The organism is candidate division KSB1 bacterium, from assembly GCA_034506335.1.
Classification (GTDB): domain Bacteria; phylum Zhuqueibacterota; class Zhuqueibacteria; order JANLFK01; family Oleimicrobiaceae; genus Oleimicrobium.
Genome location: JAPDPR010000009.1, coordinates 44,700 through 70,168 on the forward strand (window position 1 = coordinate 44,700; position 25,469 = coordinate 70,168).

Genomic DNA, 25,469 nt, shown 5'->3' on the forward strand with positions numbered 1-25,469 from the left:
ATGGGAGAGAAGAAGTACGTCTACTTTTTCGCTCAAGGGCAGGCAGAAGGGGATGCGGACATGAAGGAGTTGCTGGGCGGCAAAGGAGCCAATTTGGCGGAAATGTGTCGCCTGAACCTGCCTGTGCCTCCGGGCTTCACCATCACCACTGAGGTCTGCACCTACTACTATGCCAATAACAAACAATACCCCCCAGGCTTGAAGCGGCAGGTGGAAGATGCGTTGCGGCGTACTGAGCAACTCATGGGGAGCCGCTTTGGTGACCCGGAGAACCCGCTTCTGGTGTCTGTCCGTTCAGGGGCGCGCAGTTCCATGCCGGGGATGATGGAGACTGTGCTCAACATCGGGCTGACCTCCCGCACCATTGGCGGACTGATCGCCAAGACCCAAAACGAACGCTTCGCTTACGACGCCTACCGCCGGCTGATCATGATGTACGCAGACGTGGTGATGGAAAAGGCCGCGGGCATCGAGCCGGAGGAGGGCAAGGGCGTTCGGCAGCAGCTTGAGCACGAAATGGATAAGCTCAAGAAGAAGCGCGGGGTGAAACTGGACACCGAACTGACGGCTGACGACTTGAAGAAGTTGGTGGACATTTTCAAGAAGAAGGTGGAGCAGGTGTTGGGGAAACCGTTCCCCGATGATCCGATGGAACAGCTCTGGGGTGGAATCGGCGCCGTGTTCCAGTCGTGGACGGGTAAGCGGGCGGTCTCTTATCGCCGCATCGAGGGCATTCCCGACGACTGGGGTACCGCAGTGAACGTGCAGAGCATGGTGTTCGGTAACATGGGCGACCGTTCCGCCACGGGAGTGGCCTTCACGCGCAACCCCGCCACTGGCGAAAACGTGTTCTACGGCGAGTGGCTGGTGAACGCCCAAGGTGAGGATGTGGTCGCAGGCATCCGCACCCCCTATCCACTTAACAAAGCCAACAAGACTCCTGACAACAAGCATTTGCCCAGCCTCGAAGAGATGATGCCTGAGCTCTACAAGCAGCTGGAGAGCATCCGCCAGACGCTGGAGAAGCGTTATCGGGACATGCAGGACATCGAGTTCACCATCCAGGAAGGTCGGCTCTGGATGCTGCAGACGCGCGTGGGCAAGCGGAATGGACAGGCAGCAGTGCGCATGGCGGTGGACATGTGCAACGAAGGGCTCATCGATAAGAAAGAAGCCATCATGCGCGTCAAGCCCTCGCAGCTTGACGAGCTGCTCCATCCCATGGTGGACCCGATAAAGGAGCGTCATGTTCAGCCACTGGCCGTGGGTCTGCCCGCGGGACCGGGTGGCGCCACAGGACAGATCGTGTTTACTGCCGACGAGGCAGAACGACTGGGCAAGGTGAAGCAACGCGTCATCCTCGTGCGTACCGAGACCTCGCCGGAGGACGTGCACGGTATGCACGCCGCAGAGGCCATTCTGACCTCTAAAGGGGGGATGACCAGTCATGCCGCGCTCGTCGCACGCGGCTGGGGCAAACCCTGCATCGTTGGCTGCGGTGCGTTGGAGATCGACGCGGTCAACAAGAAGATGAGCGTTAACGGCCAGGTGCTGAAGCAGGGTGACTGGGTCACCATCAACGGCACGACCGGCCGTGTGTACGCGGGAAAACTACCTTTGGTGGTCCCCGACTTGGAGCGCAACCAGGCGTACCAGCAGCTCATGCAGTGGGCAGACGAATTCCGCACTTTGGGCGTGCGCACCAATGCCGACCGACCCGAGGACGCAGCCCAAGCTCGCGCATTCGGCGCAGAGGGCATCGGACTGTGTCGCACCGAGCACATGTTCTTTGATCCGAAGCGCATCCTCGCCATGCGGCAGATGATCCTGGCGGACAATGAGCGCGAGCGGCGCAAAGCCCTGGCTAAACTGTTGCCCTATCAGAAGAAAGACTTCTTGGGGATCTTCCGGGCGATGCAAGGATTGCCGGTTACCATCCGCCTGCTTGACCCACCTTTGCACGAGTTCATCAACCTGAACAAGAAGCAGATTAAGGAGCTGGCAGAGCAGCTGAACGTGCCGGCTAAGAAGATCGAGGCGCGCGTTGCCTCGCTCCATGAGGCGAACCCCATGCTGGGCCACCGCGGCTGCCGCCTTGGTATTGCTTACCCGGAAATCACTGAGATGCAGGCGCGCGCCATTTTCGAGGCGGCCGCAGAGTTGACCAAGCAGGGGGTGAAGGTCTACCCTGAGGTCATGGTGCCCCTGGTGGGGACCCTCAAAGAGTTCCAGCACCAAGAGAAGATCATCCGCAGGGTTGCCGAAGAGGTGATGAGCAAGTACCAGGTAACTTTCCGCTACCTTGTGGGTACGATGATCGAAATTCCGCGCGCCTGCTTGACAGCCGATGAGATCGCGCGCAGTGCTGAATTCTTCTCTTTCGGCACCAACGATCTGACTCAGACTACTTTCGGTTTTTCCCGTGATGACGTGGGCGCCATCCTGGCTTCCTACTTGGAAGAGGGAATTCTGCCGGAGGACCCATTCCAGACTCTGGACCAGACCGGCGTTGGGCAGCTTGTGGAGATGGGAGTCCAGAAAGGGCGCTCGGTGCGGCCGGACCTGAAAATCGGCATCTGTGGTGAACACGGTGGTGACCCTGCCTCAATCGAGTTCTGCCACCGTGTGGGCCTTGACTATGTCTCGTGCTCGCCGTTCAGGGTGCCCATTGCCCGGCTCGCAGCGGCGCGAGCGGCACTTCGCTACGGTGGACAAAAACGGTCCAAGTAGAACATCTTCAGGAAAGCTACCGAGGCGCCTGCCTTGAGCGGGCGCCTCTTTTTACGCCGATGAAGCTCCGCATCTTCACAGACTTTGACGGCACGGTAGCGGCCAAGGACGTGGGCGACGGCCTATTCGCACGTTTTGCCCACCCCGATTGGCAGAAAGCGGTTCAGGCATGGAAGCAGGGTCTAATCACCTCGCGGGAGTGCTTGGAGCGAGAATGCAAGTTGGCCCGCGCCACCGCCGATAGCATTGCTGCTTATGCCGACGAACAGCAGCTGGACCCGTACTTCTCCGGCTTCGCCTCCTTCTGCGCCGCGCACCAGGTGCCGCTCATGGTGCTCAGCGACGGTCTTGACTTCTACATCGAGCGAATCCTTCGCCGGCATGGCCTTGGGCATATCCCCTTTCGCAGCAACCATCTGATCTTCGGCGACGATGGGGTCATCATCCCTGAGTTTCCCTACTTTGAGCTGGGATGTCGAGTGTGTGGCAACTGCAAGGGCTACCATGTTCGCACCCATCGCGCCGACGGCGAGGTGGTCATCTATGTGGGTGACGGGCTGTCCGACCGCTGCGGTGCTGAGGAGGCGGACTTTGTGCTGGCAAAAGGGGACCTGCTTCGCTACTGTCGCACCAAGCACCTGCCTCACGCCCCGTTCCAGACATTTGCTGACTGTCTGGACCAGGTCAAAACGCTCCTCACGGGAAGAGACCCGCTCCGATAGCTAGTTAGGTCAAGAGTTGGTTCTGCCAGTCCTGCCGTTTTCTCCCGTCTCATAGCGCCCCTGTTTTGCTTTCTGAGTCTTCTTCATATCCAAATCCTTTCGCTTCATCAAGGAGTAGTGCGGCTGTCCGTCCGGGCCGCAGAGTGTGGCACAACGTGGACAGCACAAGCAAGCTGTGTGGAGTCTTTGCCACAAAGGTAACCTTCAGTAATGTCATGGCATTAGCAGGTTCTTTTCCCTAACTGTGTCTTCCACGCCACACCTTTCGCGCTTTCCATCCCGGACACTGTTAACTCACACGAGGGGTTCAGGCCAAATAACTGTCTAATATTTTGGCACTTGAAGGCCTGGACATCCATTGGGCGTAGGGTGGCACACATCTTGTAAGTTTGATGGCCGGAACGCCGCCCCTGTCAGCCTGTGGGCGGTGGCAAAATCGTGCAGAAAGAAAGCAACATGCGGAGGTGGACGAAGCGCGCTTGTCACAGAATGTGGAACCTCTCCCCTGTTGATGGGCGGTAGGATGCCCATGTGGCGGGCGGTTGACGCCCGGTCTACGAATCCCCGCTTGTGTAGTACCCCGGCAGCCTGAGGTGGGGTGTCGTACCGATGCATGTCGGGTGGTGGGCGCAGCAGCGCGAAAGGTGAGGTCAGGTGTGATGGGTAGGGTGGCGACAGGTGTGGTGGCAGTGGTACGCCGATGGGTGCGACTGATCTCTGACTGCCAACAAGGTCAAACCCTCTTCGAATACGCGATTACAGTTTTCTTCGTGGTCATTGCCTGTATTGCTCTGCTTTCGGCACTGGGGGTCCGCGTGAGTCTTCCATTGACGACGGCCGGTGGGGCACTGCAATAAGGAGGCATGTGCTCCAGCCAGACGTGCTTCGTGGTGGCAGACGTGTAGTTGGTTGTTAACATAGGCTAAGAACCCCAAACTTGTGGACGAAGGGAGGTGAGGTGCGTGATGGCTCTCAAGCAGCTTTGGTCACTGGTCAGGCGGGAAGAAGGTCAGACCCTTCCGGAATATGGGCTGATCATTTTCCTGGTGGCGATCGTGTGCATCGCGGCCCTGACGCTGCTAGGCGGCAACATTAACAACCTGCTGACCCAGATTGCCAATGCGTTGTGACGCGTAGCAGCACGCACTGAGCGTGGAGGAGGGGGGGCCTGGCACCAAAACAAGATGAGGCAAGCGCCTCAAGCACCAACGAATCCGGTGCCGACATAGCCTCCTCATCGGGAGAGGCGGTGCCCTCCCTCCTCATGCCGGTGAGAAAGTGGACAGGCAGGATGGAAACGACCCTACTCAAAGCAGTGGTGGGCGGCGCAGTGTGTGTCCTGGCTTTCGTGGCAGGCTACTACGATTGGCGCTGGCGCCGCATACCCAACTGGTTAACATATCCAGCAGCGGCATTAGCCCTGCTGATGCGGGGGCTGTTGGGGGGAGCAGTCATGGCACTTGACGGGGCAGGGGGGATGGCGTTTGCTTTTGCACTGATGGCGTTGCTGTATGCTGGCGGCATGATGGGGGGCGGTGACGTGAAACTGGCCGCAGCAATGGCGGCATGGGTGGGATTGGCCGCGCTGCCTCGTTCCCTCTTTTTTATGGCAGTGTTGGGCGCAATGCTCTCTCTGTTCATGGCTGCCCAACGAGGTATGGGAAAACAAAGATGGACAGGAGAGAATCGACTGGGCGCCGCGACAGGGCAGAACACACGTCTGACCGTTCCCTACGGCGTGGCCATCGGCGGAGGCGCACTGCTGGCTATGGTGTGGTAAAGCGAGGAGGCGATAGGCAAAAGTGCTACGACCAGGCACAAAAAGACGTTTGTTTGGCGAACGGGGGCAGTCGTTAGCGGAATTCGCGCTGGTGTTGCCTCTGATGCTCGTGATCCTGGCGGCGATCATCGAATTTGGACGGGCGATGATGACACTCAACGTGGCCAGCGGTGCGGCGCGGGAGGGGGCTCGGGTGGCGGCGACCGGTGCCGGTTCCGGCAGTGCACGGCAGGCAGCTATCAACGTCATCACTGCTGCGGGCTACAACAACTACACGGTGTCCGTGTCGGGCCCGGATGGCAACAACAGCGTTCGCTGCACAGTGACGATCCCTCACACCTTTCTGACCGGCGGTCTAGTGCCGGGCCTTGGGGGGCAGCTGAACATCTCTCACACGGCGGTAATGCGCTGGGAGGGGTGAGCTGGATACGTGGCAGACGGGGCGGGGAAGAAACCCCGCTTGGGATGGTGGACTGATAATGAGGTAGCAGGACAACCATGGTGAAGGCTAAGATCCTTGTGCCGATTGCGCTGGCAAGTTCGCTGGGGGCGGCATACATTGCCAAGGGACGCATCACCCAGCTGTCGGCGCGGGCGGAGAGCGAGTCCCCCGTGCAGCCCACCACGGTCGGCGTGGTAGTCGCTGCAGCCGATCTCAAGATCGGCGCCGAACTAAACAGGGACGTCCTGACGGTGAAGAGCTGGCCCGTGGAAATCGCCCCCAGCGACGGCTTCCGAAGCATCGACGAGGTAGTGGGCAGAGTGGTGCGGTACGAGATCCTGGCCGGCGACCCCATCACGGAGCGGAAGCTGGCCCCGGTTGGTTCCCGCAAGGGCCTTTCCAGTGTCATTCCCCCGGGAAAGGTGGCGATGACCGTGGGGGTCAATGTGGTCAGTGGCGTGAGCGGCTTCATCCTGCCCGGTTGTCGTGTGGACGTCATTGTCACCACCTCCACAGGTTATTCGAAGGAAACGGCCAAGACGAAGATCATTCTGCAAAACGTGGAGGTGGTGGCAGTGGACCAGGAGACAAAACGCGAGAGTGACTCACCCATGTCGGTGCAGGCGGTGACCTTGCTGGTCACACCAGAGGAGGCGGAGAAACTGGCCTTGGCGAGCACCGAGGGCAAGCTGCAGCTCATCCTCCGGAACGCTGCCGACTCCTTGCGTCATGAAACAAAAGGGGCTTCGCTCACTGAGCTCATCGAGGTCCCCAAACCGGCCTCTCCGCAGCCAAGCTACCGTCCGAGGTCTGCTCCCACGCCTCAGGCAAAACAGCAAGAGCACACAGTGGAGGTTTTTCGTCAGGGGAAAAAATCGGAAGTTAGTTTCAAGGAGGGTGCAGAACCAAGAGAGCCTTGAGCACCGGTCTTTTTGGGCGACAATGTAAGGATGGGAAGAGGAAGGGATGAGGAAGATGAGGAACAGAGAGTGTGACGGAGGACGGGGAGAGCGGTGGAAAGCCTTCTGTGCGTGGCTCCCCCTGCTGGTGTGGACCGTCAGCGTCCAGCTCATTGCGGCCCCCGGTCAAAAATGGAATGGACGTTACGTGGAGCTGGAGCCTTCGCGGTCGGCGGTCTTGGAATTCCCGGCAAGCATAGCAAAGGTGTTCGTTGCCGACCCGGAGATCGCCGACGTCACGGTCACCACACCAAGGCACATGTTAGTGGTAGGCAAGAAGGTCGGCACCACCAACGTGGTGGTGTGGACCAACGAGACCTCGTACCAGGAATACACGGTGGAGGTCACGCGCAAGGAATCAGCCGAGCAGGTCATGCTCCAGGTGCGCTTTGCGGAGATGACCCGTGGGGCGTTGCGCGAATTGGGGGCACACTTCATCATCGAACAGTTGAGGGTGGGCTCCGAGCAGCTCACCGCAGGCAGCTTTGCCGGACGGGTAAACACCCCGCAAATCCCTCCAGTTGTCGATGAGAACGTAAGTTTCTTCTTCTCCATCCCCAGCCAGAAGCTTTCCTCGGTAATTCGCGCCTTGGAGGAACGCCGCGTGTTGACCACCCTGGCCGAGCCCAACCTGGTGGCAGCAAACGGCGACACGGCCAGCTTCTTGGCCGGAGGCGAGTTTCCTGTACCCATCGTCAACTTTCAGGGTGTGACCATCGTGTTTAAGGAGTTCGGCGTGCGACTCCGATTTGTCCCCACCATTTTAGACTCCGAAACAATCCAGCTCAGGGTAGCACCGGAGGTGAGCAGTTTAGATTTCGAGAATGGAATAATCCTAAACGGGTTCCGCATTCCGTCCCTCCTGAGCAGGCGGGCATCGACCACGGTTCATCTCAAGGACGGCGAAGGGTTGGTGATCGGCGGCCTGATGACCAGGGAGATGATCAACACCATGTCCCGCATCCCGGTGCTGGGACATATTCCCATCCTGGGCAATCTGTTTAAGAGCAAGCGTGCCGGAACAGAGGAGAGTGAGTTAATCATCCTGATTGTGCCGCACATTGTGAAGCCGATGCGGCCGGCGGAGGTGGAGGAGATACGAACGGAATGAGCGCGGGCTGAGTGTAGGACGAGCCCGAGCAGGCAAAGAAACTGGGTGGGTGTGGAAATGCTTGGAAAGTCGCGAAAGCAGCAAAAGCCGCAAGAAGTGGCCGAGACGCGCAAATTGTCGGCGGTCATTGTGGAGCCTGAGGAGGCTTCCGTGCAGCTGATTGAGGAAGTGCTCAATGAGATTGGTGTGTTCGACCCGGTGGTGAAAAGCCCAAATCTCACTGATGGGATGCAGCAGGTGCGTACTCACCGCCCGGACCTACTTATTCTCAGTGGAGTTCCTAACGCCAGCGAAGCGCTGTCGTTCCTCACGCGGGCGGCCCTGTCCCTGCCAAATATGACGGCCTTCTTTACTGCGGACAGTGGTTCGCCAGAGCTACTGTTGGAATCTATGCGAGCGGGGGCGCGTGAGTATCTGGTGCGCCCCATTGACCGACATGAATTGGCGGCAGCGGTCCGCCGTTTCTTGAACACAAAGGTCACCCTAGGTTTGATCCCGCAGAAGGCGGGCAAAGTTGTCTCTGTGTACGGCGTCAAGGGAGGGCTCGGGGCGACCACCATCGCAACAAATCTTGCCGTCCACCTTACTTCTTTGCAGAAGACGGTGGTGGTTATGGACGCCAATTTTCAAACCGGCTCGGTCGCAATTTTTCTGGACATCCAACCTAAGATCTCGCTCACGGACTTGTTACGGGATATCGATCAGATCGACCCTCAGTCCCTAAAGCGCGTGCTCCCGAAGCACCAGTCGGGGATCTACTTCCTCCCGCCACCCAAAGCCACCAACGGGAGTTACAAGGTCTTGCCAGGTGACCTCAGCAAGATGTTTGGCTTGCTGCGCCAAGAGTACGACTATATCGTGGTAGACTTGGACCGGTTTGTGGATGAGACAACGGCGTTGTTCCTGGATGAGACAGACCTGCTCCTCTTGGTTGTGAACCTGGACGTGCCATCGCTGGTTAACACCAATCGTACGCTCGATCTTCTGCAGAAACTGGGGTTCGACCTGAGCAAGACCTTGTTGGTTTCGAACCGGCATGCCAGTCAGAACGAGTACATGCTGGAGGAGTTTCAGCAGTTGGTCAAGCGTTCTATCGATTGGAGGATCCCGAATCACAAGTACGGCGACTGTGTGGCGGCTGTAAACAAGGGGGAGCCTTTCGCTTCGCGAGATGGAAAGTCGAAGCTGAACAAGAGTCTGATGGAACTGGCGGAGTTCTTGGACAAGCGCTTCAGTGAGGCGGCGTAGCACGGAACGGTAGGGTCATGGGAGTGGACAGAGGATGGATGCGGCGGTAAGTGCGCGACTGGCAAAATTTGGCCTGACGGGTGAAGGAGTGATTGAGGGGCCGGTACCGAGGAAGGCCGCGAGCGGCGAGCGGGAGAAAGCCTACCAGGAGCTGAAGACCCGCATCCACCGCAAGCTCATCGACAAGCTGGACCTGTCGCAGATCGGGGCGATCCCGGAACAGCAGCTGCGGGCGGAAGTGCGCAAGATTGTCGAGGAGCTGCTGGACTCGGAGAGCGAAAGCCTCCCGGTGGCGGGCGTCAATCGAGAGCGGCTGTTGGCGGAGATCCAGCATGAGACATTTGGCTTGGGCCCGCTGGAGCCACTCCTGGCCGACCCCACAATCTCAGACATCCTTGTCAATGGCCACAAGCAAGTCTATGTGGAGCGCTTCGGTAAGTTGGAGCGCACAGACACTGTGTTCAAGGATGACGACCACCTTCTGCACATCATCGATCGCATTGTCTCCCAGGTGGGACGGCGCGTGGACGAGTCCAGTCCCATGGTGGACGCGCGCCTTCCGGATGGCTCGCGCGTGAATGCCATCATCCCGCCGTTGGCCATCGATGGGCCGGCCCTGTCCATCCGCAAATTCGGTGTGCGCAAGTTCACCATGGAGGACCTGATAGAGATCGGTAGTTTGACCCGCGACATGGCCGTGCTCATGCAGGGGGCAGTGCGGGCGAGACTCAACATCCTTATCTCGGGCGGTACCGGCTCAGGAAAGACCACTTTCCTCAATGTGCTCTCGAGCTTTGTACCTGGAGAGGAGCGCATCGTCACTATCGAAGATGCGGCGGAACTGCAGCTACACCAGGAGCACGTGGTGCGATTGGAGACACGGCCGCCAAATGTGGAGGGCAAGGGAGCGGTCACGCAGCGGGAGCTCCTGATCAACGCATTGCGGATGCGGCCCGATCGGATTATCGTGGGCGAGTGCCGAGGCGCCGAGGCCTTTGATATGCTGCAAGCCATGAACACCGGCCACGACGGTTCGATGACCACGCTCCACGCCAACTCGCCCCGGGACGCTCTGCGCCGTCTCGAGTCCATGGTCTTGATGGCCACTTCCAATTTGCCGGAGAGGGCCATTCGGGAATACATGGCCTCCGCCATCGACTTGGTGGTGCAGATCTCTCGCCTCAGTGATGGCACGCGCAAGGTGTTGAGCATTTCCGAAGTGACGGGCATGGAAGGCGATACCATCACCATGGAAGACATTTTTGTCTATGAGAAAACCGGAATTGCTCCTGACGGTACGGTGGTAGGAAGCTTCAAGGCAACAGGAGTGCGACCTAAGTGCACCGAGAAGCTCAAGGCCTGTGGCATCGAGCTTCCACCGAGCATGACGTTTGAGCCCTCAATCTTGTTGGAGATCCACCGTGAGCATCAGCAGCAGGACCTGGAGATGCACGCGCGCAAACTCATGCGATAAACCGGTGCAACAACCTGCTGCCGTGTAAGACAGGAGAAGGCTGCACATGAATCAAATGGGCAAAAGAACTGCTCTGCCGAAGACGTTGACCGGCATAGTGGGTCTGGATGACCTGACCAATGGCGGGCTGCCTTATGGGCGCACCACCGTAGTGGTCGGCTCGCCAGGTGCAGGGAAAACCATCCTCTGCATGGAGTTCCTCTACCGGGGTGCCACCCAGTACGGTGAACCAGGAATCTATGTTAACTTTAGTGACCCGCGTGACAAGGTGTTGGCGGACCTGAAAACGATGAATTGGGACCTTGAACCTTTGCTGCGCGACAACCGTCTGGTTCTCGCCGACCTCCACACCAAGCGCGGCGACGGGGTCCAGGAACCGTTTCTCAAACCGGAGGCGCTGGTGGAAGCCGTTGCATATGCGGTCAAACATACCGGTGCCAAGCGAATTGCCCTGGATGAGACGAACCTGACCTTGCCATCTCCTGGGGAGGGACACTACGACGCGTCGGACCTGAAAGTGATCATGCGCGGCATCGAGCAGCTAGGTGTTACGCTGGTCATGACCGCCACGGCAGAGGCCCGCAATGGAAAGCGGTGCGCGGCCGAGGAGTACTTGGCTGACTGCGTGATCAGCCTAGAAAACCGCATGATCAACAACGTGGCAAGCCGGCGATTACGCGTGTTGAAGTACCGAGGTACCTCGCATGGCGCGCACGAATGTCCCTACCAAATCACTCCCGACGGCCTATTAATTTTGCCGTTGTCCACTTTTGGTCTTTCCAGCGCGGTGAGCGAGGAGAGAATTTCCACAGGCGTGCTGGCGCTGGACCATATGCTGGGGGGTGGCTATTATCGCGAGAGCGCAGTGCTAATAGCGGGGCAAACAGGGACCGGCAAGTCATCCCTGGCCATGTCGTGCCTGGATGCTGCCTGCGCCCGTGGCGAGCGAGCCCTGTACGTCTCCTACGAGGAGTCGCCTGCCCAACTCCGTCGGAACTTTCGCAGTGTGGGCATGAACGTAGAACAGTGGGAGAGCAAAGGGCTCATGCGCCTGATCGGCGTGCTGCCTGAGGCGCACGGCAGCGAGGAGCACCTCACCTTGCTGCTGAGGGAGATCGACAGTTTTCACCCTGCAGTGGTGGCATGCGATTCTCTTTCCGCCTTGCAACGTATCCAGAGTCAGGCAACCGACTTGCAACTTCCACTCTACCTGATCAGCGAGGCGAAGAATCGAGGGATCACGCTCCTGGTGACGGCCAACGTTGGTGGGGACACCCACTCGTGCAACGCATGGGTTTCAGGCCTCAACTGTCTGGCGGACACCATCATCAGCCTTCGTCAGGTCAGTACTGCCGAGCGGTTGAACCGAGGACTACTGGTCGTCAAGTCGCGCGGCATGCGCCACGTCTCTGAGTTGCGCGAGCTGTTCATTACCGATGAGGGCCTCAAGTTGGGCAACGTTTTCTGGGACCAAGATGAGTTCGTCCTCGGCGTCTCGCGCCAAATTGAGGAGTTGCGGGAGCGTTTGGATCCGGGGAACGGCGGAGCGGTTGTGGCAGGCAAATCAGGGCAAACGAGCCCGGCTCAACCGCTCGCTGTCGAGCCTACTCAAGCTTGATATCATTTTCATCGAAAGAAGAGAAGCTAGGGGAGGGCGGTAGACTGACAGCCGTTGGGAGTTCTTGAGATGCCTTTGCGCGGCGGCGAAGCAGGGATTGCCTCTTTGCTCCCCTGGGCGGAGGAATCGGCCATAGCGAGCGTTCCAAGACGCTGAGTGGGCCATAGGGAGGACATGCAGACGATAATGGGCACGAAGGCGAGAATATTGGTGGTGGAGGACATTGCCATCACCGCCATGGACATCAAGCGCAGGTTGCAGACTCTTGGCTACCAGGTGGTGGGCATCGCAGCCTCGGGCGAGGATGCCATCGCCAAGGCGCAGCGCGAGCGGCCGGACCTCGTGCTCATGGACATCAAGCTCAAGGGGGAGATGGACGGAGTGCAGGCGGCCGAGGAGATCCGCCGCCACCTGGATATCCCGGTGGTCTACCTGACGGCCTATTCTGACGAGACCACCCTGCAGCGCGCCAAGATCACGCAGCCGTTTGGTTACGTGCTCAAGCCTTTCGAAGAGCGCGAGCTGCACACAGCCGTGGAGATGGCACTCTACCGCCACACCCTGGAGCGTCGTCTCCGCGAGAGCGAACAGTGGCTTGCCACCACCCTGCGCAGTATCGGTGACGCAGTGGTGGCCACCGATGCCGCCGGTCGCATCACGTTCATGAATCCGGCGGCCGAGGCAATTGCCGGTTGCCGACAGCAGGAGGCATTGGGCAAGGAGTGGAGCCAGATTCTGACCATCCTGGATGAGGAGACCCGCGACCCGATCGACGATCCAGTAAAAGCCGTGCTGGAGCAGGGCAAGCCCCTGACCTTGTCCAACACCCTGCTTGTCAACCGCCGGGACGGGCGCCTTCTCCCTATAGAGGACACGGCGGCTCCCATTCGGGACGAGAACGGCCACGTGCTGGGGGTGGTGCTGGTTTTTCAAGATGTGACGGCGCGGCGTGAGGCGGAAGAACGCATAAAGCAGCAGCGCACCTACCTTCAGGCCCTCATCGAACACAGTCCCTTGGCAGTGGTCGCCGTGGACCTGGAAGGGAAGGTTACCACCACCAATCCAGCGTTTGAGCGGCTCTTTCAGTATGAGCGCGCCGAGATTATTGGCAAGAAACTGGACTCGCTCGTTGCGGTGCAGGACAAGACGGCGGAGGCCTTGGCGCTCACGCAGCAAGTGATGGCGGGCGATCGCGTCCATGTGGTCACCGTGCGTCACCGCCGCGACGGCACCCCGGTCGATGTGGAGATCTTTGGCGTGCCGGTGATGGTGCACGGGGAGCGGATTGGCGCCTTTGGCATCTACCAGGACATCACCGAGCGCAAGCGGGCGCAGCAGGCGCTGGCGGAGTCTGAGGAGAAGTACCGCACGCTGCAGGCGAACGTGCCTGTGGGCATTTTCCGCATGGCCTCGGACCGGCGCGGTACACTGCGCAGTGTGAACCCGGCTCTGGCCCGCTTGCTGGGCTGCGAAGAACCTGACGAACTGCTGCGCGCGAGTTTTGCCTCCTTCGCGGTGGACAAGAAGGGGCTCGCCGCCCTGCGCAGCAGGTTGGCAAAACAAGGGCGTGTCGATGGAGTGGAACTGCGGCTGGCGCGCCGGGATGGCAGCTGGTTCTGGGCACGAGTGTCGGCAACACTCGTCCGTGGCCAAATGGGCGAGCCGCTCTACATCGACGGCATGGTTGAGGACGTCAGCGAGGAGAAGCGCCTCCAGCAGGAGCGGGAGGAGCGCCTGCGGCGGGCCGATATCCTCAATCGCTTGACCATGCAACTCATTCGGACTTCCGAGGTTGGGCGTATTTACCAGGAGATTTGCGCGGCGGCGCGGGAGATTGTTGGAAGCCGACGGGCCGCCATCGGGCAGTTCGCCGGCGATCGCCGGAATCTCGCCATGTTCGCTGTGAGCGCCGAGCCAGGAGACGATGCCCAGGCATGGGCCATGGAGGTGCTCCGCTATGACCGCGAGGACCTGGCACCACTCCGAAGTAGAAAGACGCGGGTGGTGAAGGTGCGGAGTACCTGCGGTGCTACCCTCGTTACCGCGCTGCTTGGACCGGGCGGCAGCGTGTACGGGCTGCTCGTGGTCGGGGACCCGCGGCAGGATGTGGGCTTCCGCCCGGAGGACGAGGCAGACCTCTGTCTCCTTGCCGACTATGCCACCGTCGCAGCCTCGCGGGCAATGAATCTGGTCGCCTTGCGTAAGGCGCGCAAAGAACTCTCGCTGCGTGCGCAAGCCTTGGCTCGCTCCAATGCAGACCTGGAGCAGTTCGCCTATGTAGCATCGCACGACCTGCAAGAGCCCCTGCGCATGGTCTCCAGCTACTGCCAGCTCTTGGCCAATCGCTACAAAGACAAGCTGGACAGTGATGCTCTGGAATTCATTCGCTTCGCAGTGGACGGAGCCCAGCGCATGCAGGTGCTCATTAATGATCTGCTCCAGTATTCTCGGGTAACCACGCGGGGTAAGCCCTTCGAGCCGGTGGACCTGATGGCGGTGTTGGAAGACGCTAAAGCCAACCTGCGCTTCGCCATCGAGGAAAGCGGCGCCGAGATCACCAGTGACCCGTTGCCCACGGTTGCCGTGGACAGGACGCAGATGACCCAGGTCATGCAGAACCTCCTCGGCAACGCCATCAAGTTCCGGAACGAGAAGCCACCTCGTATCCACGTGGGCGTCCGCAGGGACAAGAAATGGTGGGAGATCTCCGTACGCGACAACGGCATAGGCTTCGAGCAGAAGTTTGCCGACCGCATCTTTGGCGTCTTTCAACGGCTCCATTCCCGTGAGCAGTATCCGGGCACCGGTATCGGACTCGCGGTGGTGAAAAAGATTGTGGAGCGACACGGCGGGCAAATCCGTGCCGAATCAGAGCCTGGCAAAGGGAGTGTGTTCACCTTTACCCTGCCTGCCAGCAATGAACGAGAGGATAATGAATGATGGATGAGAGAAACAACGGCCGACCCATCGAGATACTGCTGGTAGAGGACAACCCGGGCGATGTGCGTCTAACCCAAGAGGCATTTCGTCAGAACAAGATCCGCAACAAACTCAATGTAGTGAACGACGGCGAACAGGCCCTGGCCTACTTGCGGCGCGAAGGGCCGTATGCCGATGCGGCGCGACCCGGTCTGATCCTGCTTGATCTTAACCTGCCGCGCGTAGACGGCAGAGAGGTGTTGGCCCAGATCAAATCGGACCCGGAACTGCGACACATCCCGGTTGTCATACTGACCACGTCCCAGGCAGAGGAAGACATAGTGAAGTCGTATTCCTTACACGCCAATTGCTACATCAGCAAGCCCGTCGACCTGGAGCGCTTCATGCACGTGGTGAAGGAAGTAGAGCACTTTTGGCTCTCAGTTGTGAACCTTCCCAAGGAGTAGTGTGCGATGGTGGAAGAACCGTACAAAGTCCTATTAGTGGAAGACAATCCTGGTGACGCGCGGCTGGTGGAGATTGCCCTTTCGGAGCCTGGGCCCGTCCACTTCCGGCTGGAGCGTGTGGGCTTGCTTTCGGCCGCACTTCGCCGGCTGGAGAAGGAGGAGTTTGACCTCGTCCTCCTCGACCTCTCCTTGCCTGATAGTCAAGGTTTGGAAACGGTTGTGGCCATACGCAAGCAGAGCCCACAGGTTCCTGTGGTGGTACTCACAGGCTTGGACGACGAACAGAGCTCGGTGGAAGCGTTGCACATGGGGGCCCAGGATTATCTGGTGAAGGGGACCGCCACCGGCGAAACCCTGCGTCGCACTATTCGCTACGCAGTGGAGCGACGCAAAATCATGGCTGACCTCAAGGCTCTCCGTGAAAACGGCCAAGACAACGAGAGTAGCCTGAAGCATGCCATTGCCGCCTATCGGACGATGGTAGACGCCAAGACTACCCCGTTTGCCGATGACATCGACCAACCTCTGCGGGAACGCAGACCCCGCTTCGTCGACGACATCGCGGAACTCTATGGCGAGCTGCTGGAGGAATACGTGAGCAATGGCAGTCCGCATGGGGTTGGTTCACGTTTAACGCACCTGGTGCAGCGCTTGCGCGAAGAATCTGCAGGGGCAAGGGATGTGATCGACATTCACCTGCAGGCCCTGAAAAGCAGGCTCGCCAAAGGGGGGTTGGAGGCGCCAAAGCCACTGGCTCTCAATGCTCAGATCTTTGCGGTAGAGGTCCTCGGACGCTTGCTGAATCACTACAAACGGCAGGACCTGATGCAGACCGCCTGAGCAGAGTGACGAAGGACCAACACTCGGTAGCGAGAAGAGGAGAGAGTGCACATTGGCATTGTTGACATACTGATCGCCAGTCTGCTGGCCTTTGGGCTCTTTTACTTCGGTGTTACCATACCGGTAGAAAAGCGTCGCCGCCGCGTGCGGGATCGTTTGGAGCGCTTCACGCTGCAAAAGCCGCATGTAGAAAAGGAGCAGACGCCGGAGATAGTTATCACCAGGGACCAGCTCAGCACCATCCCACTTTTCAATCGCATTTTGCGGCGGATGGATTTTGCTGCGGCTCTGCGTCGCCTTCTCGAGCAGGCGGGCATGAAGATGACCGTTGGGAGCATGGTCCTCCTCATGCTGGTGGTGGCCAGCATTGCCTTTTTGTTCACTATGAGGTTGCAGAACCCAGCTCTCACGGTATTGGTCACCGTGGCGAGCGGCTTCCTGCCGCTTCTGTGGGTAAAACAGAAGCGGAAGCGTCGCCTCAAACAGTTCGAGCGCCATTTCCCCGACGCCTTGGATCTCATGACCAGCGCTCTACGGGCGGGGCTCTCCTTCGTGGGTGCTCTGGGCATGGTGGGCAAAGAAGCACGACCTCCTATTGGCGAGGAGTTTAGCAAAACCTACGAGGAGCAAGCACTGGGCATACCCATTGAGGAGTCGCTGGAGCGTTTGACGCAGCGTATCGACAGCTTGGATTTGCGTTTCTTTGTCACCGCGTTGCTCATTCAGCGTGACATTGGCGGCAACCTGACGGAGCTGCTGGAAAAAATCAGTCTCACCATCCGCGAACGCTTCAAGCTCATTGGCCAAGTGCGGGCGCAAACCGCCCAGGGTCGCTTCACCGGCTGGATGCTCACCGGTATGCCGTTCGTCATGGCACTGATTATCTCAGTGCTCAATCGTCAGTACATCATGCTTTTGGTGACGGAGAAGTTGGGCCAGTACATGATCGCCATGGCGCTCTTCATGCAGTTTCTCGGTTTTCTTGTGATTAGGAAAGTGGTTAACATCAAACCGTAGTTGAGGACGCGGAATGGACCTGGTCATCGCGACAGCTCTTGCCACGTTTGGCATCACTTTTGGCGTCGGCTACGGTGTGTACAGGCTCTTCGCCCGTCACAATCCGGTCCTACAGAGGTTACACCGTTATGTGGAAGAGGACTATTCCAGGCGGGAGAAGGAGGGGAGTACTCTGCCTGGTGCCAAGCTGCGCCCGACTATGGTCAGAGTCCTGGAGCGCATCAGCAAATCGCGGCCGCTCAGCGAGGAGAAATTGCGGGGGCTCAAATTGCAGTTGCTCCAGGCGGGGGTGCTCCGCAATGACGCAGTCAACGTGTTTATCGGTGCGCAAGTCGCCCTGAGCTTGTTCCTCGGGTTAGCAGGAATGGGGGTTGCCGCCGCGGCACGAAAGCCTGCGGCCATGAGTCTATTAATCATTTGCATGTTCGCAATGATGGGCTACACGCTGCCACAGCTATGGCTACGCAGCCAGATCAATCGGCGGAAAAAAGCAATTGTCCGAGGGCTCCCCGACGCCTTGGACTTGATGGTGGTCTGCGTAGAGGCAGGCCTTGGACTCAATGCTGCCCTTTTGCGCGTGGGGGAAGAATTGAAGCGGCACTGCCCGGTAGTGAGTGATGAGTTCTTGATGGTGACCAAGGAGATGCGAGCCGGCATATCGCGGCAGGACGCACTGCGCCACCTGGCGGAGCGGAATCCCGTGGAGGATATCCAGTCATTTGTGGCCATTCTCATCCAGACGGACAGGTTGGGCTCCAGCATGGCCAAGACGCTGCGCGCACAGTCGGACAGTTTGCGAACCAGACGTCGGCAGAGGGCGGAAGAGGCAGCCGCCAAGACAAGCATAAAGCTCCTGTTTCCGCTCGTGTTCTTCATACTGCCTGCCCTGTTTGTTGTGCTCTTAGGACCAGGGCTCTTGCAAGTGATCAAAGTGTTTTCTTCATCCGGTATGCGGTGAGGTAGAAAACGTGGAGGCGGTCATCATGATGAAGAAAGGCTCGTTGATGGTGCTCATCTTGTTGTGCTCGGCAATGGTGGCGTGTGGTGGTGGTGTGCACAAATATGCGCCGCCCTCCACGCCACCGAAGGCGGTCTTTGTGGGGAGCCAGATCCGGAGCTTGCACACCGACGGTCGTCTGCACGCTGGAACGGCGCCCATGATGCAGGCGGTGACCGAAGACGGCCGTCGCTACGAGGGTCGCCTGGTGCAGATCAACGATCGCCAGGTCGTCCTAGCTGAAGGGTACAGGACGCGCATGGAGGGCAATCGGGTGGTGCGCGAAGAGCGCATCATCGACCTGCAGAAACACGCGGTGGTGATGCTGAAGATTTGGTGAAACAGGTTCATTCTGGAGCGGGAGGGAAGGGATGCCGGCCATTGATGCTACCAGAAGGCGGCTACTAGCCACCACCGTGGTGGAAGCGAATTCTCTCTTGTCGAGGCTCGTCGGATTGCTGGGCTTGCGCGAGTTCCGTCGTGGTCTGGCGCTCTGGCTACGGCCTTGCCGGGCCATTCACACAGTGGGGATGCGCTACCCCATAGATGCGCTGTTCCTGGATGCCCGGCATCGTGTGGTGCGAATCGTCTCAGACCTTCAGCCAGGGCAAGTGGTGCAAACAGTGCCGAATGCGAGCAGCGTGTTGGAGCTTCCTGCCGGCGTGTGCCGAAGTTTGCAGGTGAGAGTGGGCGACATTCTCCACCTGGCCCCGGATAGCGTGCATCTGCGCGGCCTCACCGAGGCAATGCACTACTTGACCAACGCGGCCCTTGCTGTCTTGTATCTCAGGTTTGCATACCACGCATATCAAGGCTGGCAGCGTGCGGGGGACATCCTTCCGCTCGGCCTCTTTTTTGTCAATTCCTTATTGGTGTACCTTTTTCTTACCCGGCGCCGGAGTTCGGTTGTGTCGGCACGTGCATTTGATTGGTTCGCAGCCATTGGCACCGTGTTCCTTTCCCTGTGTCTGACCCCGGCGCCGGTCGAAAAGGGTTTCTTTCGCCTGATTTCCGCAGTACTCCAGCTAATAGGCATGGGTGCCATCTTTGCCTCTTTACTCAGCCTGGGTCGTAGCTTTGGTGTGGTGGCGGCAGTGCGTCCCATCAAGTGCAGTGGCATGTACCGACTCGTCCGCCACCCGCTCTATAGTAGTGAGCTGTTCTATTATGCCGGGTTTCTTGTGGGGAACTTGACGCTCGTGAATGTGCTGCTTGTAGCCGGTATCATGGTGGGCCAATACGTGCGAGCCGCGGCCGAGGAGGAGCTCCTTTCATCTGAGGCCGGCTACCGCGCCTACAAGCGGCGCGTGCGGTGGCGCTTTGTCCCAGGAGTCTTGTAAGGTGGCTTACGGGCCATCAATCGGGCGTCACCTTCGAAACTGAGACCACACCCTCACTCTTCCACCATCCTACGTGCGGACCCCCTGCCGGGGTAAACTCGGCCGGGGGTCTTGCACGAAAAAGCCCTCCGCACATGACTCGCCACGCGGGAACCTTCGCCGGCGGCCGCGGGAAGACACGGGGCGAATCCTCTTGCTTTTAACCCCCAAATTGCATACAATTCTCCGGACAAAAGGGAGGATTTGGCGCATGAGCAAGGTGTGCCCGGTTTTGTGCGGACTCTGCACAAGTGCCACCCTGTTGGCCGGCATGGTGAGGGCGGACTCCAGCGAGCAACGATGGGCAAAGGCCAGGCAGGCCGCATTCACTGCCATTCTTTCGCCCGAACTAGCTCAACTTTACGAGGCTCTGCCCGACTCAGCGGCCCGCGCCCGCTGGGAAGAGCGCTACTGGCGCATGGTAGACCCTCTGCCGAGCTCTGGGGAAAACCCATACCGCGAGGAGTTCGAGCGGCGATTTGCTTACGCATGGCAACACTTTTCTACGGTGGTTGGCCCCACCTACCTGGACGACCGCGCCAGGTACTACGTTCGCTACGGCCCTCCTGACGACTTTGTCGAGAGCGTAGGTGGCGGGCGGAAATACTTGGACAACCTCACATGGGCATATTTCGGTTTGAACCTGTTTGTGGACTTTGTGCGGCGCCCAGGGTTCGGCTATCAGGAGGTGAACGATTTGTCGCAAGCCGTGACGGGTGCCCCTTTGAACGAGAAGGTCCGCATCGCTTCGGAACTGTACGGCGAGCGCGAAGTTCTTCACCAACGCTACGCAGCTTTCCGGAACACCGGTGGCAACACGCATGACTACTTCGCAGTGGCGAGCAACCTCCTGAGCGAGAAGACTCAGGCCTTGAACGTCGCACCGCCGAGCCGTTTTTCCTTCCGCTACAGCCAGGAGCCACTGGATGTCCACATCACCTCCGCGTGCTTCCGCGGCGAATCGGGTGCAACGCGGGTGGAATTCTATTATGCGGTCCCGCTCAACCAGGTCACCTACGTGCCGGGCGAGCAGTCGTCGCTGGTCAGCCATCTCATAAAACGTCTCGTGATTTACGACGAGGAGTACCAGCCCGTTGTCCGGCGCGAGGAGACCCTCGAGTTGCGCGCCGAATCGCATGAACAAGTTGCGGGAAAGAGCTATGTGAACCAGCACGACGAGGCGTTGGCGCCCGGGCTTTACAATGTAGCTTTCGAGCTGGAGTGTCCGGAGTCAAGGCGACTTGCGGTGATCAAGAGCCAGCTTCGGGTGCGCTCATTTGCGGGCGATAGCTTGATGGTGAGTGACCTGCAGCTCTCCCTCCGCGTCCTCGAAGGAGCTGTTGCCAAGCACCTTAAGCCGAACGGGGTCCTGGTTGTGCCTACGGTGCAGCGCCTCTTTCAGCGAGGAAAGCCATTTTTTGTCTATTTTGAGATCTACAACCTCATGCTTGACGAGGCTGGGTCGAGTGACTACCAGCTCGAGTATGTGCTGCGCACTGCCGAGGGCGGCGGACTTCTGGACCGACTTTCCAAGGTGGTGAGTTTTCTTGCGAAGGATCGGGAGGCCCAGGCTGTGGGTATGTCCTTCCGCAGCGAGGGAAAGGAGCGATGGGAGCAGCGATACGTTCAACTGGATATGAGTCGCTGCCCAGCCGGTCGGGCCGAGCTGGTGGTTACCGTCACGGACCGTCACACCGGTCAGCAAGCGAGTGGATTCACATCTTTCGAGCTGGAATGAGCCGACCAAGCTTTCGGCCAAAAACGAGAACGCCCCGCTGTTGAGGCGGGGCGCTTCATTTTCCTTAAGCTCGCCGGATCAATAAGTGATGACAAGGGAGAAACGATGCGCATAGTCTAACATGCCCAGGTCAGTGTAGGCATAGTCCAGGGCAAAGGCTGCGTGTGTTCCCGGTACGCTGAAGCGCACCCCGCCGCCGGCCGCTATTTTGACCTTGTAGAAAAGATTCAGTTCCTGCTCCTTGCTCATCTTCTCCTCGTCAAAGCCGTCGGGGCTATAGACCAAGCCGCCACGCAAAAAGACCATGTTGTTCCAGGAAATCTCCGTGCCGGCGGCCGCGTAGGGGTTCACGTCCCTGGGGTCGACGAAGTCGGTGTTAACGGTGACTGTGGCGAGGTTACTCCTCAACACATCCAAGGACAGTCCCATGCGGAAGGTGAGGGGCAAGGGCCAGGCCTCCGTCTCCAGCCGCGACTCCTTAAGCGGGTTCCCCCCGATGACGTCGTCGATGTCTGCCTTGACCATCTGGTCGGTGCCCCGCATAGTCATTTTGCCGCCGAAGTTAGAGATGGACATGCCCAGCCGCATATTCCGGAATCCGGTCACGAACTGCGTCCCGGCGTCTACGGCAATCGCGCTGGCGCTGCTGAAGCTGATGGATTCGCGGACCACCTTGAACTGCACGCCCACGGCAAAGCGGTCGGTCAGTTCGCGGGCATAGGCTACGCCCAGAGCAAGGTCGGAAGCGCCGAAGTAGGTTCCCGTGCCGTTCGGCTCCGAGGGCGTGACGCGTTCCATCTCACCAAAGTCCAGCAAGTTGAGGCTGGCACCAATGGTGCCCCATTGGCCCAAGGAGTAGGTAGCACCGATGAAGCTGTGGCTAATGTCCAGCACCCAGTCGGTGTAGGCGATGCCTACCTGTACCCCAGGGATGCGCGCGATACCAGCCGGGTTCCAGTACAAGGCTGAGTAGTCTGTGACCGAGGCTACGTAGGCTCCGCCCATCGCCGCAGCGCGGGCGCCGACGCCGATCTTCAGAAAGTTGGCGCACGAGGTGCCCGTATTGTCGTTGCCTGCCAGAGCCGGCGCAACCGCTACCGCGGCTGCCAGCAAGACCACACAGAGAATACGTGCATTCATCATCCGGCCTCCTCAGTTCAGTCGTGAGTGCCGCATACGGAATCGGCTACTTGATGATGGCGAACTTGCCCAACTTCTCGCCGATCCCAGGCGCTTCGACATGGTACAGGTAGACGCCAAAAGCCACTTCCTGGTCGTTGTACGTCCACAAGTTCCACGCCTGCACGCTCGGCCCGCGGTAGCCAGGGTCTCCTGGCTGGTGATGGAGTATCTGCACCAGCTCACCGGAAGCGGTGAAAATCCTAATCGTACACCGCTCGGGGAGTCCGTGGAACTGTAGCTCCCGCACCCATGGCGTAAGCGAATTCTCATACACAGAAGTGACGGCATATGGGTTGGGAATCACGCGAATGGTCTCCAGATCTTTGGCAGTGGCCCCTGCCGTGGTCGCTGCCGTGGTGGTGATGAGATAGCGGTCGGCGGAGGTCAGGGGCCGCAGCGTATAGATCTTCGCAATATCCCCAGTGCGCGGTCGGATGCCAATGTGCACGTAGGTAGTGTCGTACACCGTCGTCGGCACACCATTGATCACCGTGTCACGCTGGGTGACGACCTGCCGTGGTGGCGGAGCCGCCAAAGTCAAGGTCCAGGTGAACTTGGTCTTTCCCTCGATGACCTCCTTGAACAGGACCTTGTACTGGTTCGTGTCCGAGGCGGCACTCTGCACGATGCCGTCAATTTGTTGGCCATAGGTGACGTTCCAGAGCTCAAAAGGCACGATACGCCCGGTAAGAGTGTCACCCCTGGAGGTGAAGCGCACCTCATAGTCTGAGGCGCGCGGCGTAGTGGTGGGTACCGCCAAGATTGACCAGTTGGTCAGCGCCGTGTCGCCTGCAGCCGTCGCCCAGTAGCTGCGCCCTGCGTCGAAGGCAATCTTTTCCTCATCGACGAGTGTCAGGCGGAATCCGTCGACTGCCGGCACGTACTCCTCGCCGTGAAGAAGCGGCGAGTTGGCGATAACAGTCATCTTCCGCAGGCTGTCGTAGAGGGAGAAGGTCTTGGCCGCCGGGTTTGAGTCGTCGATCGTGAGAAGATACCGGTTGTCCACCACTCCATAGGGGTCCAATATCTCCGCGTGCGGCTCCACCGTGGAGATGCCTGCCACATGAGCTATCATCAGTGCGGGTTCCTTGCATCCTGCCACAGGACTCTGCGGGACCACGCGCACAGTGTTGTCACCGGGCTTGTCCGGGTCCGTGCTGCGGGCGTTTTCCATGGGAGGGATCTTTAGCTGGCCGTACTGATCCTCCCGATCGTAGGCACACACGGCGTACCAGTATTCCACTCCGTTTTGCAGGTTGCGGTCAACGAATTTGTGCTGCAGGCCGGTATCATCGCCCAGATGGAGGTACGGGTTCAAGGGGCTGGTGCCCGTGACGCCGTTCTCCAGGTCGAACTGGGCAATGGGCACGTAGCCAACCACTGCTCCAATCGCGTCCCGGATTGCCTCGCCCCAGGTGAGGCCGCGGTCTGTGGAGCGATAGATGCGGTATCCTTCAAAGGCGTTGGTGCCGGTTAGTGGGTCCACCGAGCTCTCTGACGGATCGGCGTCCCAATACAGCGTAACGGTCCGATCGCCAGCATAGGCACGCACATGCGGCTGTTGTGGTGCGCTGGGGGCGTTGTAACCGGCGTTGTAGAGGAGCTGGCAGAGAGTGGCGTTCGCCATCAGTTCTGCCTTGTTTGCGCCAAAGATGTTGGCGAAGGTGAAGGTCACGGTTTCGCCCGGTGCCAAGTCGAAGGGGCCAGAGGCGTGCAAGGAGGTCACGTCAGGCCCGTACGTGCCAGGCGTCTGCGTCCAGTCATTTGGATGGGGTTGGACGTTGTCAATCTTGTCGATGCCCGAGGCGAGCATGTCGTAAACGTCTGCTTGGGTGGGGACGAAAAAGTCGTCATAGGTGGCCACGAACAATGTGGTCTGCCCCAGCTCCTTCCCATCTTTGCCCTTGGGCGTCTCGAGCATCTTCAGACCCTGCCAGGCGACATTCTTAGAAACGTAGCCCACCGACTTATCGTCGCCATCCCAGATGTAGAGAAAACTGCCAAGGAGCGGATCTGCTCCCGCTGGGATGAACTTGGCAAAGTCGTCCATCCACTCATTGTCGCCTTCCTCAGGGCAGTCCATGTCCGTGTGCACGCCTACGTAGCAATCCTTGATGGTATCGGTGCCGGTGTTGGTGATGAAGTACTTGAAGACGATAAAGTCGTCCGCCAAGGGGCTCGACCACTGCATCGCCCGTCCGTAGGTGCGAATGTGAAGAGGGGTCGGTTGTTGGCAGGTGGGGTCGTCATCCACCGCCATCCAGATGGCCTCGGCGTCGGCGGCCACCTCGCCGTTGGGTTTAACCCCGGGGAACCCCAGCGATCCAATAGGACCCACGTCCGAAGGCCACTGCGCCGCCCAGGAGCTGGGCTTGTTGCTCATGGCCAAGCCATTCTCGCCAATGCCCGAGTCGTATCCTGGCAAGGGTTCGTAGTGGTTTTCATTAATGTCCTCATAGCAGCCGCGAGCGCCACAGGAGATACGTTTCTCCCCTTTGAGCTTACCTCCTACGATAAGCGCCTCGCACCATTGGTAGGTGATGCCACACCCTATTGGGTATTCGAACGTAATCATCTCGCGACTGTACCCCAGGCGGTTCGCGTTGTTGATCTCCAAGCGAATTTTTCCGACGTCCAAGCGACCGTATTTGCGGTCTTTGAAGGCGCCGGGCTTGGCGAGAGCACCGGTTTGACCTCGTTGGAGCATCAGTTGCTGATAGTACTCCCGTTTACTCATGCCATTTTCTGGACGATCGCCCGCCGCCGAGACGAGCACTACGCTCAGCAGCAGGGGAACGGCAACCGCCAGGGCGAGAAGTTTGCTCTTCATGGCAAATCCTCCGTAT

21 protein-coding genes are annotated in these 25,469 nt (G+C 59.2%); 19 read left to right on the forward strand and 2 right to left on the reverse strand.

The features are described from left to right. The 19 genes from ppdK to ONB25_04870 all read left to right on the forward strand — a co-directional run bounded on the left by ppdK (position 1) and on the right by ONB25_04870 (position 21,441). Complete coding sequence (gene ppdK / locus ONB25_04780; GenBank protein MDZ7392206.1) at positions 1-2,730, forward strand: pyruvate, phosphate dikinase; 2,730 nt, start codon at positions 1-3, stop codon at positions 2,728-2,730. A 59-nt stretch (positions 2,731-2,789) separates the two neighbouring features. Further along, on the forward strand, positions 2,790-3,452 hold the full coding sequence (locus ONB25_04785) for an MtnX-like HAD-IB family phosphatase (GenBank protein ID MDZ7392207.1): 663 nt from the start codon (positions 2,790-2,792) through the stop codon (positions 3,450-3,452). A gap of 656 nt (positions 3,453-4,108) precedes the next feature. Then, positions 4,109-4,309, forward strand: a complete 201-nt coding sequence (locus ONB25_04790; protein ID MDZ7392208.1) for a hypothetical protein — start codon at positions 4,109-4,111, stop codon at positions 4,307-4,309. Between the two features lie 108 nt (positions 4,310-4,417). Continuing rightward, on the forward strand, positions 4,418-4,582 hold the full coding sequence (locus tag ONB25_04795) for a Flp family type IVb pilin (protein MDZ7392209.1): 165 nt from the start codon (positions 4,418-4,420) through the stop codon (positions 4,580-4,582). 161 nt (positions 4,583-4,743) lie between these two features. Then, positions 4,744-5,232 carry an A24 family peptidase gene (locus ONB25_04800; protein MDZ7392210.1) on the forward strand — a complete coding sequence of 163 codons (489 nt, stop codon included), beginning with the start codon at positions 4,744-4,746 and terminating at the stop codon, positions 5,230-5,232. Positions 5,233-5,254: 22 nt separating this feature from the next. Further along, positions 5,255-5,653 (forward strand): pilus assembly protein, encoded by a 399-nt coding sequence (locus ONB25_04805; GenBank protein MDZ7392211.1) that lies wholly within the window; start codon positions 5,255-5,257, stop codon positions 5,651-5,653. Between the two features lie 77 nt (positions 5,654-5,730). Continuing rightward, the gene (cpaB, locus tag ONB25_04810) at positions 5,731-6,594 is read left to right on the forward strand and encodes a Flp pilus assembly protein CpaB (protein ID MDZ7392212.1); all 864 of its coding nucleotides are present in this window, start codon (positions 5,731-5,733) and stop codon (positions 6,592-6,594) included. Between the two features lie 46 nt (positions 6,595-6,640). Further along, the gene (locus ONB25_04815; protein MDZ7392213.1) at positions 6,641-7,744 is read left to right on the forward strand and encodes a pilus assembly protein N-terminal domain-containing protein; all 1,104 of its coding nucleotides are present in this window, start codon (positions 6,641-6,643) and stop codon (positions 7,742-7,744) included. Positions 7,745-7,801: 57 nt separating this feature from the next. Further along, positions 7,802-8,992: an AAA family ATPase gene (locus ONB25_04820; protein MDZ7392214.1), complete on the forward strand. Its 1,191-nt coding sequence runs from the start codon at positions 7,802-7,804 to the stop codon at positions 8,990-8,992. Between the two features lie 34 nt (positions 8,993-9,026). After that, a complete protein-coding gene (locus ONB25_04825; GenBank protein MDZ7392215.1) occupies positions 9,027-10,466 on the forward strand; it encodes a CpaF family protein in 1,440 nt (479 codons plus the stop codon). 46 nt (positions 10,467-10,512) lie between these two features. Beyond that, positions 10,513-12,084 carry a circadian clock protein KaiC gene (kaiC, locus tag ONB25_04830; GenBank protein MDZ7392216.1) on the forward strand — a complete coding sequence of 524 codons (1,572 nt, stop codon included), beginning with the start codon at positions 10,513-10,515 and terminating at the stop codon, positions 12,082-12,084. A 174-nt stretch (positions 12,085-12,258) separates the two neighbouring features. Continuing rightward, positions 12,259-15,024 (forward strand): PAS domain S-box protein, encoded by a 2,766-nt coding sequence (locus ONB25_04835; protein MDZ7392217.1) that lies wholly within the window; start codon positions 12,259-12,261, stop codon positions 15,022-15,024. Then, positions 15,024-15,470 carry a response regulator gene (locus tag ONB25_04840; GenBank protein ID MDZ7392218.1) on the forward strand — a complete coding sequence of 149 codons (447 nt, stop codon included), beginning with the start codon at positions 15,024-15,026 and terminating at the stop codon, positions 15,468-15,470. The genes ONB25_04835 and ONB25_04840 overlap by 1 nt, the downstream gene beginning before the upstream one ends. 6 nt (positions 15,471-15,476) lie before the next feature. Next, positions 15,477-16,310 (forward strand): response regulator, encoded by an 834-nt coding sequence (locus ONB25_04845; GenBank protein MDZ7392219.1) that lies wholly within the window; start codon positions 15,477-15,479, stop codon positions 16,308-16,310. 45 nt (positions 16,311-16,355) lie between these two features. After that, positions 16,356-17,327: a type II secretion system F family protein gene (locus ONB25_04850; protein ID MDZ7392220.1), complete on the forward strand. Its 972-nt coding sequence runs from the start codon at positions 16,356-16,358 to the stop codon at positions 17,325-17,327. 13 nt (positions 17,328-17,340) lie between these two features. Beyond that, the gene (locus ONB25_04855; protein MDZ7392221.1) at positions 17,341-18,285 is read left to right on the forward strand and encodes a type II secretion system F family protein; all 945 of its coding nucleotides are present in this window, start codon (positions 17,341-17,343) and stop codon (positions 18,283-18,285) included. A gap of 25 nt (positions 18,286-18,310) precedes the next feature. Next, positions 18,311-18,664, forward strand: coding sequence for a hypothetical protein (locus tag ONB25_04860; protein MDZ7392222.1), 354 nt, complete (start codon positions 18,311-18,313; stop codon positions 18,662-18,664). Between the two features lie 31 nt (positions 18,665-18,695). Beyond that, on the forward strand, positions 18,696-19,664 hold the full coding sequence (locus ONB25_04865; protein MDZ7392223.1) for a DUF192 domain-containing protein: 969 nt from the start codon (positions 18,696-18,698) through the stop codon (positions 19,662-19,664). A 250-nt stretch (positions 19,665-19,914) separates the two neighbouring features. Next, complete coding sequence (locus ONB25_04870) at positions 19,915-21,441, forward strand: GWxTD domain-containing protein (GenBank protein MDZ7392224.1); 1,527 nt, start codon at positions 19,915-19,917, stop codon at positions 21,439-21,441. 78 nt (positions 21,442-21,519) lie between these two features. On the opposite strand, the gene ONB25_04875 is transcribed toward ONB25_04870, so the two are convergent. Together ONB25_04875 and ONB25_04880 are read right to left on the reverse strand one after the other, a co-directional pair. Then, the gene (locus ONB25_04875; protein MDZ7392225.1) at positions 21,520-22,584 is read right to left on the reverse strand and encodes a PorV/PorQ family protein; all 1,065 of its coding nucleotides are present in this window, start codon (positions 22,582-22,584) and stop codon (positions 21,520-21,522) included. A gap of 43 nt (positions 22,585-22,627) precedes the next feature. Continuing rightward, positions 22,628-25,453 carry a hypothetical protein gene (locus ONB25_04880; protein MDZ7392226.1) on the reverse strand — a complete coding sequence of 942 codons (2,826 nt, stop codon included), beginning with the start codon at positions 25,451-25,453 and terminating at the stop codon, positions 22,628-22,630. Positions 25,454-25,469: the final 16 nt, after the last annotated feature.

Coding starts and splice junctions, on each gene's coding strand:
- ONB25_04785 (MDZ7392207.1), top strand. CDS start 2,790: ATGAAGCTCCGCATCTTCACAGACTTTGACGGCACGGTAGCGGCCAAG.
- ONB25_04835 (MDZ7392217.1), top strand. CDS start 12,259: ATGCAGACGATAATGGGCACGAAGGCGAGAATATTGGTGGTGGAGGAC.
- ONB25_04870 (MDZ7392224.1), top strand. CDS start 19,915: ATGAGCAAGGTGTGCCCGGTTTTGTGCGGACTCTGCACAAGTGCCACC.
- ONB25_04800 (MDZ7392210.1), top strand. CDS start 4,744: ATGGAAACGACCCTACTCAAAGCAGTGGTGGGCGGCGCAGTGTGTGTC.
- ONB25_04820 (MDZ7392214.1), top strand. CDS start 7,802: ATGCTTGGAAAGTCGCGAAAGCAGCAAAAGCCGCAAGAAGTGGCCGAG.
- ONB25_04875 (MDZ7392225.1), bottom strand. CDS start 22,584: ATGATGAATGCACGTATTCTCTGTGTGGTCTTGCTGGCAGCCGCGGTA.
- ppdK (MDZ7392206.1), top strand. CDS start 1: ATGGGAGAGAAGAAGTACGTCTACTTTTTCGCTCAAGGGCAGGCAGAA.
- ONB25_04855 (MDZ7392221.1), top strand. CDS start 17,341: ATGGACCTGGTCATCGCGACAGCTCTTGCCACGTTTGGCATCACTTTT.
- kaiC (MDZ7392216.1), top strand. CDS start 10,513: ATGAATCAAATGGGCAAAAGAACTGCTCTGCCGAAGACGTTGACCGGC.
- ONB25_04845 (MDZ7392219.1), top strand. CDS start 15,477: ATGGTGGAAGAACCGTACAAAGTCCTATTAGTGGAAGACAATCCTGGT.
- ONB25_04825 (MDZ7392215.1), top strand. CDS start 9,027: ATGGATGCGGCGGTAAGTGCGCGACTGGCAAAATTTGGCCTGACGGGT.
- ONB25_04815 (MDZ7392213.1), top strand. CDS start 6,641: ATGAGGAAGATGAGGAACAGAGAGTGTGACGGAGGACGGGGAGAGCGG.
- ONB25_04880 (MDZ7392226.1), bottom strand. CDS start 25,453: ATGAAGAGCAAACTTCTCGCCCTGGCGGTTGCCGTTCCCCTGCTGCTG.
- ONB25_04840 (MDZ7392218.1), top strand. CDS start 15,024: ATGGATGAGAGAAACAACGGCCGACCCATCGAGATACTGCTGGTAGAG.
- ONB25_04860 (MDZ7392222.1), top strand. CDS start 18,311: ATGATGAAGAAAGGCTCGTTGATGGTGCTCATCTTGTTGTGCTCGGCA.
- ONB25_04865 (MDZ7392223.1), top strand. CDS start 18,696: ATGCCGGCCATTGATGCTACCAGAAGGCGGCTACTAGCCACCACCGTG.
- ONB25_04795 (MDZ7392209.1), top strand. CDS start 4,418: ATGGCTCTCAAGCAGCTTTGGTCACTGGTCAGGCGGGAAGAAGGTCAG.
- cpaB (MDZ7392212.1), top strand. CDS start 5,731: ATGGTGAAGGCTAAGATCCTTGTGCCGATTGCGCTGGCAAGTTCGCTG.